The organism is Cupriavidus gilardii, assembly GCF_013347325.1.
In the GTDB taxonomy this organism is placed as follows: Bacteria; Pseudomonadota; Gammaproteobacteria; order Burkholderiales; family Burkholderiaceae; genus Cupriavidus; species Cupriavidus gilardii.
The window spans coordinates 521,135-536,526 of sequence record NZ_CP054626.1; the positions used below are offsets into that span (position 1 = coordinate 521,135).

The 15,392-nt window shown below is 68.8% G+C and carries 14 protein-coding genes and 1 riboswitch; of the genes, 9 read left to right on the plus strand and 5 right to left on the minus strand.

Annotated features, from left to right (window positions below; all coding sequences use genetic code 11):
• Positions 1–61 precede the first annotated feature (61 nt).
• From FOB47_RS12545 to FOB47_RS12560, 4 genes are all read left to right on the plus strand, one after another.
• Positions 62–1,576 carry a malonyl-CoA decarboxylase domain-containing protein gene (locus tag FOB47_RS12545; RefSeq protein WP_174781225.1) on the plus strand — a complete coding sequence of 505 codons (1,515 nt, stop codon included), beginning with the start codon at positions 62–64 and terminating at the stop codon, positions 1,574–1,576.
• A gap of 145 nt (positions 1,577–1,721) precedes the next feature.
• Positions 1,722–2,714: a Bug family tripartite tricarboxylate transporter substrate binding protein gene (locus tag FOB47_RS12550; RefSeq protein WP_053821128.1), complete on the plus strand. Its 993-nt coding sequence runs from the start codon at positions 1,722–1,724 to the stop codon at positions 2,712–2,714.
• A gap of 55 nt (positions 2,715–2,769) precedes the next feature.
• Positions 2,770–3,552, plus strand: coding sequence for an enoyl-CoA hydratase/isomerase family protein (locus tag FOB47_RS12555; RefSeq protein ID WP_174781226.1), 783 nt, complete (start codon positions 2,770–2,772; stop codon positions 3,550–3,552).
• A gap of 66 nt (positions 3,553–3,618) precedes the next feature.
• Positions 3,619–5,169: a malonate--CoA ligase gene (locus FOB47_RS12560; RefSeq protein ID WP_174781227.1), complete on the plus strand. Its 1,551-nt coding sequence runs from the start codon at positions 3,619–3,621 to the stop codon at positions 5,167–5,169.
• Between the two features lie 157 nt (positions 5,170–5,326).
• Here the strand turns inward: FOB47_RS12560 and FOB47_RS12565 are convergent, their stop codons facing one another.
• The 5 genes from FOB47_RS12565 to FOB47_RS12585 all read right to left on the minus strand — a co-directional run bounded on the left by FOB47_RS12565 (position 5,327) and on the right by FOB47_RS12585 (position 9,026).
• Entirely contained in the window at positions 5,327–6,037 is a 711-nt protein-coding gene (locus FOB47_RS12565) for an SIMPL domain-containing protein (protein ID WP_174781228.1), read from the minus strand.
• A 127-nt stretch (positions 6,038–6,164) separates the two neighbouring features.
• Positions 6,165–6,977, minus strand: a complete 813-nt coding sequence (locus FOB47_RS12570) for a sulfite exporter TauE/SafE family protein (RefSeq protein ID WP_053821131.1) — start codon at positions 6,975–6,977, stop codon at positions 6,165–6,167.
• Between the two features lie 80 nt (positions 6,978–7,057).
• Positions 7,058–7,504, minus strand: a complete 447-nt coding sequence (locus tag FOB47_RS12575) for an EVE domain-containing protein (RefSeq protein ID WP_053822983.1) — start codon at positions 7,502–7,504, stop codon at positions 7,058–7,060.
• A 797-nt stretch (positions 7,505–8,301) separates the two neighbouring features.
• Positions 8,302–8,694 carry a cell division protein ZapA gene (locus FOB47_RS12580; protein WP_174781229.1) on the minus strand — a complete coding sequence of 131 codons (393 nt, stop codon included), beginning with the start codon at positions 8,692–8,694 and terminating at the stop codon, positions 8,302–8,304.
• Positions 8,691–9,026 carry a hypothetical protein gene (locus FOB47_RS12585; protein ID WP_053821133.1) on the minus strand — a complete coding sequence of 112 codons (336 nt, stop codon included), beginning with the start codon at positions 9,024–9,026 and terminating at the stop codon, positions 8,691–8,693. Before FOB47_RS12585 ends, FOB47_RS12580 begins: the two co-directional genes overlap by 4 nt.
• A 223-nt stretch (positions 9,027–9,249) precedes the next feature.
• A riboswitch (cobalamin riboswitch) is annotated at positions 9,250–9,519 on the plus strand.
• Between the two features lie 80 nt (positions 9,520–9,599).
• On the opposite strand from FOB47_RS12585, the gene FOB47_RS12590 reads away from it, so the two are divergent.
• The 5 genes from FOB47_RS12590 to cobT all read left to right on the plus strand — a co-directional run bounded on the left by FOB47_RS12590 (position 9,600) and on the right by cobT (position 15,377).
• Positions 9,600–11,573 carry a TonB-dependent receptor domain-containing protein gene (locus FOB47_RS12590; RefSeq protein WP_174781230.1) on the plus strand — a complete coding sequence of 658 codons (1,974 nt, stop codon included), beginning with the start codon at positions 9,600–9,602 and terminating at the stop codon, positions 11,571–11,573.
• Between the two features lie 93 nt (positions 11,574–11,666).
• The gene (locus tag FOB47_RS12595) at positions 11,667–12,692 is read left to right on the plus strand and encodes a FecCD family ABC transporter permease (RefSeq protein ID WP_144425872.1); all 1,026 of its coding nucleotides are present in this window, start codon (positions 11,667–11,669) and stop codon (positions 12,690–12,692) included.
• Positions 12,693–12,702: 10 nt separating this feature from the next.
• Entirely contained in the window at positions 12,703–13,527 is an 825-nt protein-coding gene (locus FOB47_RS12600) for an ABC transporter ATP-binding protein (protein ID WP_174781231.1), read from the plus strand.
• A 137-nt stretch (positions 13,528–13,664) separates the two neighbouring features.
• On the plus strand, positions 13,665–14,234 hold the full coding sequence (cobO, locus tag FOB47_RS12605) for a cob(I)yrinic acid a,c-diamide adenosyltransferase (protein WP_232963058.1): 570 nt from the start codon (positions 13,665–13,667) through the stop codon (positions 14,232–14,234).
• Between the two features lie 3 nt (positions 14,235–14,237).
• Positions 14,238–15,377, plus strand: a complete 1,140-nt coding sequence (cobT, locus tag FOB47_RS12610) for a nicotinate-nucleotide--dimethylbenzimidazole phosphoribosyltransferase (protein WP_174781233.1) — start codon at positions 14,238–14,240, stop codon at positions 15,375–15,377.
• The last annotated feature ends 15 nt before the right edge of the window (positions 15,378–15,392 follow it).

The window sequence follows — 15,392 nt, forward strand, 5'->3', positions numbered from 1 at the left end:
CTGAACCACGCACACCATCCCGTTCCGAGTTCGCTCCATCCTTTGCCCAACAGGTAGTTCGATGACTTCTTTCGAGACCGGAGACAAGACCGTCAGCGCGCCGCTTGGCGCCAGCGAAACCCTGGGCGACGCCCGTCCCGACACCGCCGGCGGCACGCTGCTGGCGCGCTTCGGCCGCTGGTGGAACCGCAAGGGCGGTCCGGCCGAGGCGGCCGCGGCCAACGACGGCAAGGCCCGCGCCGCGGAGCCGGCCACGCTGAGCGCGCGCGTGCAGCGCCGCCAGCGGGAGGAACTGCGGCTGTGCTTCGATGCCCGCCTGACCGATGGCGCCGCCAACGCGGCCGCGCAGGCGTGGCGCAACGAATACGAGGCCGCCGGCGAGCCGACCCGCCAGGCCATGCTGACGTTGCTGGCGGAGGTCGCCGGCAGCGGCGCGCAGGGCGGCGGCGATGGTGCCGCCGCGGACGAGGGCGGCAAGGCGGGGCGCAACGGCTCGGGCCTGAGCCATGCGCTGTCGAGCGCCCGCATCCGCTTCTTCAAGCGGCTGGCCGGGCTGCACGGCCCGAGCGCGAAGTCGGTCTGCGGCCTGCATTTCATCATTCACCTGCGCGCGGACATGCTGCGCTGGTACAAGAAGATTCCCGGCCTGCGCGCGCTCGACGAAGACCTCGAGGGCCTGCTGTCGAACTGGTTCGACGTCGGCCTGCTGGAGCTGCAGCGGATCACCTGGGACTCGCCGGCGTCGCTGCTGGAGAAGCTGATCCGCTACGAGGCGGTGCACGAGATCGCCTCCTGGGCCGATCTGCGCAACCGGCTCGATTCGGATCGCCGCTGCTACGCGTTCTTCCATCCGCGCATTCCGCGCGAGCCGCTGATCTTCGTCGAGGTGGCCTTCGTGCCGGAGATGGCGGCCAATGTGCAGAGCCTGCTCGACGAGGCGGCGCCGCAGGAAGACCTGCGCCGCGTCAAATGGGCGATCTTCTATTCGATCTCGAATACGCAGCCCGGGCTGCGCGGCGTCAGCTTCGGCAACTTCCTGCTCAAGCGCGTCATCGAGGAATTGCAGCGCGAATTCCCCAAGGTCAAGCAGTTCGCCACGCTGTCGCCGATCCCGGGTTTCGCCGACTGGTTGCGCAAGCAGGACGGCGATACCGTGGCCAAGGTGCTGGGCGGCAAGTGCATGCAGCGCTGGGGCGCGCGTGCGCCGGCCACCGGCGAGACCACGCCGCCCGCGGTGCCGGCCACCGGTGCCGAATGGCTGGCCGCGTTGAGCGCGGGCTCCGACGATGCGCTGGTGCGCGACAGCGGCCTGGCGCTGGCCGCGCACTTCCTCGTGCATGCGCGCAACGGCGCGCTGCCAGCCGATCCGGTGGCGCGTTTCCATCTCGGCAATGGCGCCTGCGTCGAACGGCTGAACTGGGGCGCGGACCTGTCGAGCAAGGGGCGCGCGCAGTCCTGCGGCATGATGGTCAATTACCTGTACGTGCCGGAGGCGCTCGACGACAATCTGGCCAAGCTCGGCGAGGGCAATCCGCGCATCAGCCGCTCGGTCGCCAAGCTGCTGGCGCGTTCCTGAGGGGGCGCACCGGCGTCGGCCGGCATCGACGCATCGCATCACCGCCTGATCCAGTTTCGCAGTGCATTTTCGACGGGAAGTTCCAACGCGGTTCACACCAGCAGTTCACATCGCATTTTCATAAGACAAAGCGAGGAGACACACCATGGAACGTAGTCAGTTCAAGCGGACGGCAACGATGTTGGCAGTGGCCGGCGGCATCGCGATGATGGCGCTCGCCCCGGCGGCGGCGCAGGAACCGTGGCCGTCCAGGCCGGTCACGATCGTCGTGCCGTTCCCGGCCGGCGGCGGCACCGATGCCTTTGCCCGCCCGCTGGCGGCGCAATTGTCCAAGCAGCTCGGCAAGCAGTTCGTCATCGACAACCGCGGCGGCGCGGGCGGCACGGTCGGCGCCAGCCTCGCCTCGAAGGCCGCGCCCGATGGCTACACGATCTTCATCGGCGGCGCGCACCATGTGATCGCGCCCTCGTTCTACAAGAAGCTCGACTACGACATCGAAAAGGACTTCGTGCCGATCACCGTGATCGCGCAGCCGCCGCAGGTGGTGGTGGTCAACCCGACCAAGGTCCAGGCCAGGACGCTGCAGGAACTGATCGCCTACGCGCGCCAGAATCCCGGCAAGCTGAACTACGGCTCGGCCGGCAACGGGTCGTCGCACCATCTGGCCGGCGAGCTGTTCAAGATCCAGACCAAGACCTTCATCACGCATATCCCGTACAAGGGCGCGGGCCCGGCGCTGTCCGACCTGATCGCCGGCCAGGTCGACATGGTGTTCGACGGGCTGGGTTCGTCGGCCCAGCATATCCGCGGCGGCCGCATCCGCGCGCTGGCGGTGGCCGCGCCCAAGCGCTCGCCGGCGTTCCCCGACGTGCCGACCGCGGCCGAGGCGGGCGTGCCGAACTACGAGGTATCGACCTGGTATGCGCTGTGGGTGCCGAAGAACACGCCCAAGGAGATCAGCGACAAGCTCTACGCCGAGGTCAACAAGGCCCTGAATACGCCGGAGCTCAAGCAGATCTGGCTGAACAACGGCTCGGAGACGCCGTCGTACACGCCGGACCAGTTCGCGCAGTTCCAGCGTGCCGAGATCAAGCGCTGGGCCCAGGTGGTGCAGCAGTCCGGCGCCAAGATGGATTGATGGCGATGATGCTGGCGAGGACCTTGATGGCCATGTTCAAGCCGCAGGAGGCGCTGTGAGCGGCGCGGTCAGCTTCGAGCGCGATGGCGACATCGCGCTGGTCACGCTGTCCAACCCGGGCAAGCTCAACGCGATCTCCGAGGCGATGTGGCGCGCGCTGACGGACGGCTTTGCGCGCCTGTCGGCCGACCGCACGCTGCGCTGCGTGGTGCTGCGCGGCGCCGACGGCAACTTCGCCGCCGGCGCCGATATCGCCGAGTTTCCGCGGCTGCGCGGCGATCCGGCCTCGGTGCGCGCCTACCACGTCGAGCTGCTGGCGCCGGCGCTGGCCGCGATCGCCGGCTGCCTGCATCCGACCGTGGCCTGCATCGAGGGCGTCTGCGTCGGCGGGGGCCTGGAGATCGCCTGCCATTGCGATCTGCGCATCGCGGCAACGGACAGCCGCTTCGGCGTGCCGATCAACAAGCTGGGTTTCCCGATGGCGCCGGGCGAGCTGCAGGGCCTGCTGGCGCTGGCGGGCCGCGCGGCGACGCTGGAGATCCTGCTCGAAGGCCGGGTGTTCGATGCCGCCGAGGCGCAGGCCAAGGGTTTGCTGACGCGCGTGGTACCGCGCGGCGACGTCGCCGCGGAGGCGATGGCCACCGCGCGCCGCATCGCCGCCGGCGCGCCGCTGGCCGCCCGCATCAACAAGGCCACGATCGCCCGCCTGTCGCCGCAGCCGGCGCCGTTGTCGGCTGCCGAGCTCGATGCCCATTTCTCCTACGCGGCCAGCCGCGACCATGCCGAGGGCGTCGCCGCCTTCCTGGCGCGCCGGCCGCCCCGTTTTGAAGGGCAGTAGGGCGCCCGGCGCCGTCATTGCCGTACCCCGTTTTTTTATCCCCCAAGCTTTTTATCCGCTGATCGCATGAACGCCAATCTGTTCGCCCTGTTCGAATCCCGCTTCCCCGCCAAGCGCGAGGCCTGCTGCATCGAGACGCACGACGGCCTGTACTACAGCTGGGACGATCTCGATCGCGCCACCGCCAAGCTGGCCAATCTGCTCGCTTCGCTCGATCTGCCCGAAGGCGCGCGCGTCGCGGTGCAGGTCGAGAAGTCGCCGGAGGCGCTGTTCCTGTACCTGGCCACGCTGCGCGCCGGCTACGTCTATCTGCCGCTGAACACGGCGTATCAGGAAGCGGAGATCGACTATTTCATCGGCAATGCCGAGCCCGCGGTGGTGGTCTGCAGCAGCGCCAATTTCGGCTGGGTGTCGAAGCTGGCGTTCCGCCATGGCACCGGGCATGTATTCACGCTCGACGACGACCGCGGCGGCACGCTGCTCTCGCGCGCCGCCGCGCAGCCGGACCGCTTCGACACCGTGCAAAGCGGGCCCGACGACCTGGCGGCGATCCTCTATACCTCCGGCACTACGGGCCGCAGCAAGGGCGCGATGCTGACGCATCGCAACCTGTCGTCGAACGCGGAGACGCTGCACAAGGCCTGGGGCTGGCGCAGCGACGACGTGCTGCTGCACATGCTGCCGATCTTCCATGTGCACGGGCTGTTCGTCGCCTCGCACGGCGCGCTGCTGGCCGGCGCCAAGATGATCTGGGCGCCGAAGTTCGACATGGAGCAGGTGCTGCGCTTCCTGCCGCGCTCGACCGTGATGATGGGCGTGCCGACCTACTACGTGCGGATGCTGCAGGATCAGCGCTTCGACGAGGACACGTGCCGCCGCATGCGGCTGTTCGTGTCGGGCTCGGCGCCGCTGCTGCTCGAGACCTTCGAGGCGTTCCGCGAGCGCACCGGCCATACGATTCTCGAGCGCTACGGCATGAGCGAGACGGTGATGCTGGTGTCGAATCCCTATGACGCCGGCGAGGGCGAACGGATCGGCGGCACCGTCGGCCGTCCGCTGCCGGGCGTGTCGGTGCGCGTGGTCGATGGCGATGGCAAACCTTGCCCCGCCGGCGAGATCGGCGCGGTCGAGGTCAAGGGGCCCAATGTGTTCAAGGGCTACTGGCGCATGCCGGAGAAGACCCGCGAAGAGTTCACCGCGGACGGCTGGTTCAAGACCGGCGACATGGGGCGCTTCGGCGGCGCAATCGTCGGCATGTCGGGCGAGCGCAAGGTGCCGGACGACTACCTGACCATCGTCGGACGCAGCAAGGACCTGATCATCTCCGGCGGCTACAACGTCTATCCGAAGGAGATCGAGAGCTTCCTCGACGAGATGCCTGGTGTGCAGGAGAGCGCGGTGATCGGCGTGCCCCATCCGGATTTCGGCGAGGCGGTGGTGGCGGTGGTGGTCGGCAAGCCGGGCGCCGAGCTGAACGAGCAGGCGATGATCGGCACGCTGAAGCACCGGATCGCCAACTTCAAGGTGCCCAAGCGGATCCACCTGGTCAATGAACTGCCCCGCAATACGATGGGCAAGGTGCAGAAGAATCTGCTGCGGGAAAGGTTCGGCGGTTGATCGAGTCTGGGGGAGTCTTGCGCCCTCTCCCGCATGCGGGAGAGGGGCCGATGCTGGCCATGCGTGCGCCGTTTGAAGCCATCTCCCTCTCCCCGACCCTCTCCGCTGAGAGGGAGGGGGAGAACACCATGGGGCGGTGTCCTGTCTTCGCGGCGCCTTACTTCAGCATCTGCACCGACCCATTGACGGTCACCGTGACCTGGGCCTTGCCGCCCTCCATCGGTACCGGCGCGGCCTCGGCGGCGGCCATCGCGGCCTTGGCGTACATGCGCGGCATCGGCGTCACGGCACCGGCCTCGCCGACCTGCACGCTGCGGATCGTGTAGCTGCCATAGCCGAACAGCCGGGTCGTGGTCTGTGCCTTGTCGCGGAACGCGGCGACGGCCTGCTCGGTCAGCTTGCTCTCGGCCGCCCGGCGCGCCTCGCGCGACAGCGAGAAGCTGATGTTCTGTACCTGCATCTGGCTGGCCAGCTCGCCGGCGAACTTCGAGGCCGCGCTGAAATCGCGCGACTGCAGGACGACCTCGGCGCGTCCGCGCCAGGTGCTGATGCGGCCGTTGCGGTCGGTGCTCGGATAGATCGTGAAGCCGCCCGATTCGGCCTGGATGCCCGATACGCGCTTGGCGCGCTCGATCACCTGCTGGGCCTTGGCCGACAGCGCCGACGAGATCGCGGACGGCTCGGCGCCTTCCTGCTCCGCAGCCAGCGTCACGCGCACGACGTCGGTCGGCACCTCGGCCACGGCCTCCGCCGACAGCGACAGCACGCCCGCGGGGGGCTGCCAGCCTTCGGGCGGCATCGGCCCGCCTTGTGCCGACGCGGCCAGTGCGGTGGTGCCGAGCAGGGTAGCGGCGAGCAATTGCTTCATCGAGTTCTCCATGACAATGTGATGGTGATCAGACGGTCACTGGCAGCGTGGGGTTCCCTTGCCACGCCGGGCGCTTGTATCGGCGTATTACCGAGCCGGCGCCCGCATCGCGCCGCGGTCGGCTCGTTCAGAATGCCTGCCAGGCCTTCCACAGCATGTAGGCGGCCAGGCAGAACAGCATGCCGGCGAAGATCCGCTTGAGCTTGCGGACCTCCATCCGGTGCGCGGTGCGCGCGCCCAGCGGCGCGGTCAATACGCTGGCGATCGCGATCACCGCCAGCGCGGGCAGATAGACATAGCCGAGCGAGCCGGCCGGCAGCCCGGTCATCTGGTAGCCGCTCCAGACGTAGCCGATCACGCTGGCCGCCGCGATCGGAAAGCCCAGCGCGGCGGAGGTGGCGACCGCATGGTGGATCGGCACGTTGCACCAGGTCATGAACGGCACCGACACGAAGCCGCCGCCGGCGCCGACCAGGCTGGACAGGAAGCCGATCGCCGATCCGGCGCCGAACATGCCGGGAAAGCCGGGCAGTTGCCGGCTCGGCGACGGCTTGCGGTTGCGCAGCATCTGCGAGGCCGAGAAGCCGACGAACAGCGCGAACAGCAGCGACAGCCAGCCGGTCTTCAGTGCGGCGAACACCTTGCCGCCGCCGATCATGCCGCCCAGCAGGATGCCGGGCGCCAGCGCCAATACGATCTTCCAGCGCACCGCGCCCTGCTTGTGGTGGGCACGCACCGACGACAGCGAGGTGAACAGGATCGTGGACATCGAGGTGGCGATCGCCATATGGACGATCGCTTCTTCGGGAAAGGCCAGCCAGCTGAAAGTCAGCGTCAGGAACGGCACCATCATCATACCGCCGCCGACGCCGAGCAGCCCGGCGCAGAAGCCGGTGAACGCGCCGAGCAGCAGCAGCGCGGGAATCAGGGAGAGAGTCATGCGTGGATCGCTTCGTGATGTTTTTCGTTTTGTTTATTGCGCGGGCGGCTCGTGTCTTGCCCGCGTGGATCGCACGCGGTTCAGCGGCGTCCCATCAGCCGCGTGGTGATGAACTGCCATTCCTGCGGCGTGACCGGCGTGATCGACAGCCGGTTGCCACGGCGCAGCACGACCATGTCGGCCAGCTCCGGATGCTCGCGCAGTGCCGCCAGCGAGATCAGCTCGCACTTGTCGACGAACTTGACGTCGACCAGCTCCCAACGCGGATGCTCGGGTTTGGACGCAGGGTCGTGATACTTGCTGTCGGGGTCGAACTGGGTGGGATCGGGGTAGGGCGTCGAGCAGACCTCGGCGAGGCCCGCGATGCCGGGCTGCGGGCACGACGAGTGGTAGAACAGCACGCCGTCGCCGATGCGCATCGCGTCGCGCATGAAATTGCGCGCCTGGTAGTTGCGCACGCCGGTCCAGGGAAGACGCCCCTGCTCGGCCAGCGTATCGATGCTGGCTTCGTCGGGTTCGGATTTCATCAGCCAGTACTGGCGCGCGCGGGACGCGCCGGCGGCCGGTCTGTCGGCGGCTTTGGTGGCCGCCTTCTTGTCGGAGGGACTCATGCTCGCACGTCTTGGATGGTCGGAACGGCATCGCGAGCACGCGGCGAGGGCCTGGCAGCGGCGGCGCGACGCGGCAAGCATACCGTGAAAGCGCCATCATCGCCCGCATTGGCGTCGCGGGCGCAAAACACGGGCAAAAAAAGAGGCGATGGTCCAAAGACCATCGCCTCTTGCATGGGGTCCCCGCCTCGGCCGTTGGGTCGGCATCCTGAACCCAAGTGAGGTTCAGTGTGGCTGCGGAAGCCGCATTTCGGGTACATCACCTATTCAGGGAGCCCAGGTTCGAGACCTGCGCTATGAACACTGTGACGCGCTCGCCCACACGGCATCATCCCGCACCATGCAATGCATATCGGTTCAAGGAGTTATGACCTTCGCGAACCAGGCAGGGAAACTGTCAAACGTCTGACTATCCAGTTTGGCCCGGACTCGAAGTCCGGGGGAGGTCAGACGTTTGCCGTTTCTAACTAGGATGGGAGGAGAACGGCGGCCGGGCGCGATAACCCGACCATGTTTCTGCACCTTGGTACCCCCGTGCAGTGGCTCCACTATACACCGGGGTTTCTCGCATACCAAGCGTGTCCCGGCTTGTCGTTACATTTTGCGTGGCATGCGCGGCACGGTCTTCACATCGCCCATATCGCGCTATATCGCCATGGTGAAGGCCCTTGCACAAGGACCCATATGCGGGTCCGCCGGGGCAATTCAAGGGGTCACGATTGCGTCGGCGAAACGGGGCTGCCGGCGGGGCTGCCGGCGGGATTGCCGATGCCGCCGACCATGCTGGTGCCGACATGCGCGTACTGGCGCAGCGCCTCGTCGGCGCGCTCGTTCAGCTCGCGGATGCGGGCGCGCACCGCGTCCACGGGAATCGCGCCGTCCTCCTGCTGCTTGCGCTTGAGCGCGAGCAGATCCGACGCGATGCTGATCGCGGCCATTACCGCGACCCGTTCGACGCCCTTGGTGGAAGCGCCGGACTTGATCCGCGTCATCTGGTCGTCGACCAGCGCCACCGCTTCGAGCAGCGCGGCCTCGTTCTCGGGGGCGATCGCGAAGCGGTAAGGCTGCCCCGCGATATGGACTTCGACTTGCTTGTTGCCGCTCATGCGTGTTCTCCGGAAGGCTGGGCGCCGCGCGGTTCTCCCTGGATGCGCTCGGCGGGAAGCTCCCCTTCGTCGAGCAGATCCAGCTGGCGCGCATCGGTGGCCGTGGGCAGCTTGTCCAGGATCGACTGGATGCGCAACTGCGCCTCCTCGATCTTGATGTTCAGCAGTTCGCGATCGGCAGCCATCGCTTCGCGATCGCTGCGCAGCTGCGCGGCCTCCGCCTGCAGGCGTTCGATCTCCTCGCGCAGCCGCTGGTTTTCCGCCGCCAGCGTATCCGCGTGGTGCAGCACGCGGCCGATCTTGGCGGCCAGTTGTTCGAGTTCGGTCAGCATGGGCCTGTCGTGTCTCAGGGTGTCAGGTAACGGGATTCTAGCCGATGCATGATCCGCGTCATCACTGCGGGAAGCGATTGTGACCGTGCATTCCCCTCGAAGTTGCATCGATCGTCGGTCAATGGCCGCAATGACTGCCCCGCAGGGGCACGCGGCGGCGCAATGGGCCGCGGGCGCCGCCGATTTGACGGGGGCCGTCAAACTGCCTACACTCACGCGCGTTTTCAGGTGCTCGCGATCCGGTCCCCATCGGATCGCAGTTAAACGGGAAACAGGGAGTCCGCCACGCCGCCGCGCGATGCCGGTCCAACCTGTGCTGCCCCCGCAACGGTAAGCGATTGCGTTCGCCGCCGCGCCCGAGCCGATCGGCACGATCGTCTCCACGCCCGCCGGCCTCGCCTCACCGTCCCACGATGCCACTGGACCGATGGTTCCGGGAAGGCGGACGGTGCCGATCGCCAGCCCGGATACCGGCCTGGATGCGGGCATGCCGGCCGCCATCGCGCTCGCGCAGCCTCACCGCCAGACGGTCCGCGGGGGAACGGGCCAGGCTTTCACTTCCGCTCGAGCACCATGCTTTCATCGTCTTCGAGGTCGCGTCGCCTGGCATCGCCAGCCGCGCGCCCGACCGCGCGCGTCCGCGCCCAAGCCCTTGCCGTCGATACTGCCGGCGATATTGCGCGCGATCTTGCCCGCGCCGCCGTCCGCTCCCCGGCGCAGGCCGCGCTGCTGTCCGCCGCCACGCTGTGCGCGTGGCCCGCGGTGGCGCAGCAGTCCCCGCCGTCGTCGGACGCCACGCTGAGCCCGGTCGTCGTCAGCGCCACGCGCACCGCGCAGCCGCTGGACGAGGCGCTGCCCCATACCACCGTGATCACGCAGCAGGAGATCGCCAACAGCCAGGCACCGGACCTGCGTTCGCTGCTGCGCACGCAGGCGGGCGTGGAACTGGCCGCCACCGGCGGCATGGGTGCCAACACCACGCTGTTCATGCGCGGCGCCAATTCCAACCAGACGCTGATCCTGATCGACGGCGTGCGCATCGCCTCGGCCAGCAGCGGCACCGCGCAACTGGCCAATATCCTGCCCGACGAGATCGACCGCATCGAGATCGTGCGCGGCAACGTATCGGCGCTGTACGGCTCCGACGCGATCGGCGGCGTGGTGCAGATCTTCACCAGGAGCGGAGCCGGCAAGCCGCCCGCCGCCAACGCCCAGGTCGAATACGGCAGCGACAATACGCGCCGTGCGACGGTCGGCTACGGCGGCCAGGTCGGCGATACCTCGTTCAACCTGACCGGCTCGATCTTCAAGACCGACGGCTTCTCGGCGGTGAACACGCGCCTGCAGCCGCGCGCCAATCCGAACGACAACCCGTACGAGAACAAGAGCGTCTCCGGCCAGGTCAAGCATCGCTTCGCGCCGGACTGGGAGGCGGGCGTCGCGGCCTACTACAGCAAGAGCAAGCTGTCCTACGACAGCACGTTCGGCCGGCCCACCGACGACTGGCGCAGCGACAGCGAGCTCTATACGCTGTCCGCCTTCGTCAACGGCAAGCTGGCACCGGACTGGACCACGCGCTTCAAGGTCGCGCAGAGCGAGGACGACAGCGACAACTGGCTGAACGGCGTGTTCGATAGCCGCTTCAAGACCCGCACGCGCCAGTTCACCTGGCAGAACGAATACGCGCTCGCCAAGGGCCATCAGCTGATGTTCGGCACCGAATATCTGCAGCAGCAGTTCGACTCGAACTCGTATGGCGCGCCCGGCCGCAACGTGGTGTCGGTGTTCGGCGGCTACGACGGCCGCATCGGCAAGCACCAGCTGCAGCTGAACCTGCGCAACGACCACTATTCGGATTTCGGCGACAAGGGCAGCTATTTCGCCGGCTACGGCTACTACGTGACCGAGCAGTTCAAGCTGCTGGCCAACGCCAGCAATGCGTTCCGCGCGCCGACCTTCAACGAGCTGTACTACCCGAACTATGGCCAGCCGAACCTGCAGCCCGAGCGGGCGCGCTCGGTCGAGATCGGCGCGCAGTACGACAGCAAGGGCGCGGGCCTGCTGCGCGTGACGGCCTTCCGCACGCAGTACGACAATCTGATCACGTCGGCGCTGCAGCCGAACGGCATGTTTCTGGCGCAGAACGTCAGCAGCGCCAAGGTCGAGGGCGTCGAGGCGTCGTGGCGCGCGCGGCTGCTCGGCACCGACGTGACCGCCAGCGTCACGATGCAGAACCCGGTCGACGAGCAGACCGGCACGCAGCTGATGCGGCGCGCGCGGCGGCATGCGGCGCTCGACCTGGGCCGCGATGTCGGGAACTGGCGCTTCGGCGGCCAGTGGATCGTGTCGTCGTCGCGCCGGGACAGCGGCTCGCGCACGCTGGGCGGATACGGTATCGTCAACCTCAACGCGCGCTACAACATCGACAAGCAATGGTTCATCGCCGCCCGCGTCGAGAATCTGTTCGACAAGGACTACCAGCTGGCCTACCCCTACAACACGCAGGGCCGGGCCGGCTTCATCACGCTCGGCTGGCGCCAGCGCTGAGCGGCATCGCGCAGACCAGCGACCATGATGCGGACGGCGGCCTCGGCGACGGCGGGCAAGACGGCGGGCACGGCGATGCGCGGCGCCGCTGAGATGCGGCGCGCGCTGGCCGTCTGCACGCTGCTGGCCGGCGCTGCCGTGGCAGTGTTCCTGCTGTCGCTGGCGGTCGGCAGTGTCGGCCTGTCGCCGAGCGAGGTCTGGCACGCGCTGTTCGGGCTGACCGATGTATCGGGCAAGCACGGCGCGGCCGACCAGACCGCGGCCGCCATCGTGCGCGAGTTGCGGCTGCCGCGCGCCGCGGCGGCGTTCGCCTGCGGCGGCCTGCTGGCGCTGTCCGGCGCGCTGATGCAGGTGCTGCTGCGCAATCCGCTGGCCGAGCCCTATGTGCTGGGCGTGTCGGGCGGCGCGGCCACCGGCGCGTTGCTGGCGATGCTGGCGCTGGCGCCGCTGTGGACCGTGCAGGCCGGCGCAGCCGGCGGCGCGCTGATGTCGATGGTGCTGGTCGCCACGCTGGCGCGGCGCGATCTGCTGCATCCGCAGGTCCAGGGCGGCCATCATGAAGCGGGCTCGCGGCTGCTGCTGACCGGCGTGATCCTGGCCGCCGGCTGGGGTGCGGTGATCACGCTGATCCTGAGCATCGCGCCCGAGGCCCGCTTGCGCGGCATGCTGTTCTGGCTGACCGGCGATCTTGGCGGCACCGCCAGCTACGGGCTCGCGCTCGGCACGCTGGTGCTGGCGCTGCTGCTGACGCTGCCGATGGCGCGCGCGCTGAACGTGATGCTGCTCGGCGAGACCGTGGCCCGATCGCTGGGCGTGCGCGTCGGCCGGGTACGGCTGTCGGCTTACCTGGTGGCGTCGCTGGCGATCGCGGCGTCGATCACGACCGCCGGTTCGATCGGCTTCGTCGGCCTGGTGGTGCCGCATCTGGTGCGGCTGGCGTGGGGCAACGATCAGCGCCTGCTGCTGCCAGCGGCGGCGTTGCTGGGCGGCACGCTGCTGATGGCGGCGGACCTGATCGCGCGCACCGCGATCGCGCCGGCGCAATTGCCGGTCGGCGTGATCACCGCGTTGCTGGGCGTGCCGACCTTCCTGTTCCTGCTGCTGCGCCGGCCGCGATAGGGGATCCGCAATGACGACCGCTGCCGACTGGACCGTTCCGACCGTGCCGTGCCCGCGGCTGTCGCTGCGCGGCCTGAGCCTGCGTGCCGGCGGCAGGACGCTGTTCGACGCGCTCGAGCTGACCATGCGGCCCGGCGAGCTGTGGTGTGTGCTCGGCCCCAATGGCGTCGGCAAATCGACGCTGATGGCGGTGCTGGCCGGGCTGCGCGAAGCCGAGCGGGGCGACGTCCGGCTCGACGACGAGCCGCTCGCCGCGCTGGCGCGCCGGCGCCCCGAGATTTTGGCCAGACAGCGCGCCTATCTGCCGCAGGCCATTCACGATACGTTCTCGATGTCGGTGCACGACGCGGTCGCGGTCGGCCGCCATCCGCATCTGTCGGGATGGGGCTGGAGCGGCTGCGACGACGATGCGGTGGTGGCGGACCTGCTGGCAGCCCTCGATCTGGCGGGCCTGGCAGGCCGCGATGTGCTGACGCTGTCCGGCGGCGAGCGCCAGCGCGTGTCGCTGGCCGCGGTGCTGGCGCAGCAGGCGCCGCTGCTGCTGCTCGACGAACCGCTGGCGCACCTGGACCTGCGCCATCAGATCCTGGTGCTGGACACGCTGGCGCGCCTGACGCAAGCCGGGCGCCATGCCGCGATGCTGATCCTGCACGACCTGAACCTGGCGCGCCGCTATGCCACGCATGCGCTGCTGATGGCCGAGGACGGCCAATGCCTGCACGGCCCGGCGGACCAGATCCTGACGCCCGCCCACTGTTCGCGCGCGCTGCGCACACCGATCGTCGCCGTCGCGAAGGGCGCGCATACGGCGTTGATCGCCAATGGCCCGGCATGAGGCAGGGCCGGGCTGCTTACCCCTCACCGATACCGCTCCGCGCAATGACGAGCCATCACGACTCCGACCAGACCGACACCAACGACACCCACGACACCAACGACACCGAGGGCCGCGATGAACGCCACAAGGCGCGCATGGTCCGCAAGAAGGCGGTGATCGATGCGAAGATCGCCGCCGCGCAGGACGAGCGCGGCGTGATCGTGATCACCACCGGCAATGGCAAGGGCAAGTCCAGCTCGGGCTTCGGCATGGTGATCCGCGCGCTGGGTCACGGCATGCAGGCCGGCGTGGTGCAGTTCATCAAGGGCGCGTTTCCCAGTGGCGAGGAAATGTTCCTGCGGCGCTTTCCCGAACAGTGCGCGTTCCACGTGATGGGCGAGGGCTATACCTGGGAGACCCAGGACCGGGCGCGCGACGTGGCCAAGGCCGAGGCCGCGTGGCAGGTCGCGCGCCAGCTGCTGCGCGATCCGTCGATCGGCCTGGTGCTGCTCGACGAACTGAATATCGCGCTGAAGCTGCACTACCTGGACGTCGATACCGTGATCGCCGATCTGCGCGCGCGTCCGCCGATGCAGCACGTGGTGATCACCGGCCGCGGCGCGCCGCAGGCGCTGATCGACGCCGCCGATACCGTCACCGAAATGACGCCGGTCAAGCATGCATTCCAGCAGGGCATCAAGGCCCAGCGCGGCATCGAGATGTAAGCCATGGCGACCGTATCGAACACCGCGGCGAAATTCGCTCCGCCCGCGATCGAACCGCTGGACGACACCCTGCGCCCTGCATTGCAGGCCGCGATCGACGACAAGACCAAGCCGCTCGGCGCGCTGGGCCGGCTGGAGTCGCTGGCTCTGCAGATCGGGCTGATCCAGCGCACCGCAGAGCCGGTGCTGCGGCGGCCGGCGATGATCGTGTTCGCCGCCGACCATGGCATCGCCGATGCCGGCGTCAGCGCCTATCCGGCCGACGTCACGGTGCAGATGGTCCGCAATTTCGCCGCAGGGGGCGCGGCCATCAATGTGTTCGCACGCCAGCACGGCATGGTGCTCGAGGTCGTCGATGCCGGCGTGCGCGTGCCGCCGGGCGCGGCGCCGGGTCTGGTGGACTGCCGAATCGATGCGGGCACGCGCAACTTCATCGACGAACCGGCGATGCGGCGCGAGCAGGCCGAGGCCGCGCTGGCGGCCGGCGCCGCGCGCGTGATGCACCATGCCGCGCAGGGGACCAATGTGATCGGCTTCGGCGAGATGGGCATCGGCAACACGTCGGCCGCCGCCTGCCTGGTCAGCCGGCTGGCGGGCCTGCCGATCGCGGCCTGCGTCGGGCGCGGCACCGGCCTGGACGATGCGGGACTCGCGCGCAAGCTCGCGCTGCTCGAGCGGGCGCTGGTGCGCCATGCCGATGCGGTCGAACCGCTGGACGCGCTGGCCGCGCTGGGTGGCTTCGAGATCGCGATGATGGCGGGCGCCTTCCTCGCCGCGGCGTCGCGGCGGATGGTGATCCTGGTCGACGGCTTCATCGCCTCGGCGGCGCTGCTGGTCGCGAGCCGCCTCGATGCCGAGGTGCTGTCGTACTGCGTGTTCTCGCATTGCTCGCACGAGCAGGGCCACCGCGCGCTGCTCGAGCACTTCGGCGCGCGGCCACTGCTGGCGCTGGACCTGCGGCTGGGCGAGGGCAGCGGCGCCGCGCTGGCGTATCCGCTGGTGGCGTCGGCGGTGGCCTTTCTGCGCGAGATGGCGACCTTCGGCGGGGCGGGGGTCAGCACCGCCAGCGCGGCCGACGGTGCAGGCAACACCGCGACCAACACCGCGACCAACACCCCAACCGGCAGCGCGCCGCCGCGATAGACTCGCGCCAAGCTG

Coding starts and splice junctions, on each gene's coding strand:
- FOB47_RS12545 (WP_174781225.1), top strand. CDS start 62: ATGACTTCTTTCGAGACCGGAGACAAGACCGTCAGCGCGCCGCTTGGC.
- FOB47_RS12550 (WP_053821128.1), top strand. CDS start 1,722: ATGGAACGTAGTCAGTTCAAGCGGACGGCAACGATGTTGGCAGTGGCC.
- FOB47_RS12560 (WP_174781227.1), top strand. CDS start 3,619: ATGAACGCCAATCTGTTCGCCCTGTTCGAATCCCGCTTCCCCGCCAAG.
- FOB47_RS12565 (WP_174781228.1), bottom strand. CDS start 6,037: ATGAAGCAATTGCTCGCCGCTACCCTGCTCGGCACCACCGCACTGGCC.
- FOB47_RS12570 (WP_053821131.1), bottom strand. CDS start 6,977: ATGACTCTCTCCCTGATTCCCGCGCTGCTGCTGCTCGGCGCGTTCACC.
- FOB47_RS12575 (WP_053822983.1), bottom strand. CDS start 7,504: ATGAAATCCGAACCCGACGAAGCCAGCATCGATACGCTGGCCGAGCAG.
- FOB47_RS12580 (WP_174781229.1), bottom strand. CDS start 8,694: ATGAGCGGCAACAAGCAAGTCGAAGTCCATATCGCGGGGCAGCCTTAC.
- FOB47_RS12585 (WP_053821133.1), bottom strand. CDS start 9,026: ATGCTGACCGAACTCGAACAACTGGCCGCCAAGATCGGCCGCGTGCTG.
- FOB47_RS12590 (WP_174781230.1), top strand. CDS start 9,600: ATGCTTTCATCGTCTTCGAGGTCGCGTCGCCTGGCATCGCCAGCCGCG.
- FOB47_RS12595 (WP_144425872.1), top strand. CDS start 11,667: ATGCGGCGCGCGCTGGCCGTCTGCACGCTGCTGGCCGGCGCTGCCGTG.
- FOB47_RS12600 (WP_174781231.1), top strand. CDS start 12,703: ATGACGACCGCTGCCGACTGGACCGTTCCGACCGTGCCGTGCCCGCGG.
- cobO (WP_232963058.1), top strand. CDS start 13,665: ATGGTCCGCAAGAAGGCGGTGATCGATGCGAAGATCGCCGCCGCGCAG.
- cobT (WP_174781233.1), top strand. CDS start 14,238: ATGGCGACCGTATCGAACACCGCGGCGAAATTCGCTCCGCCCGCGATC.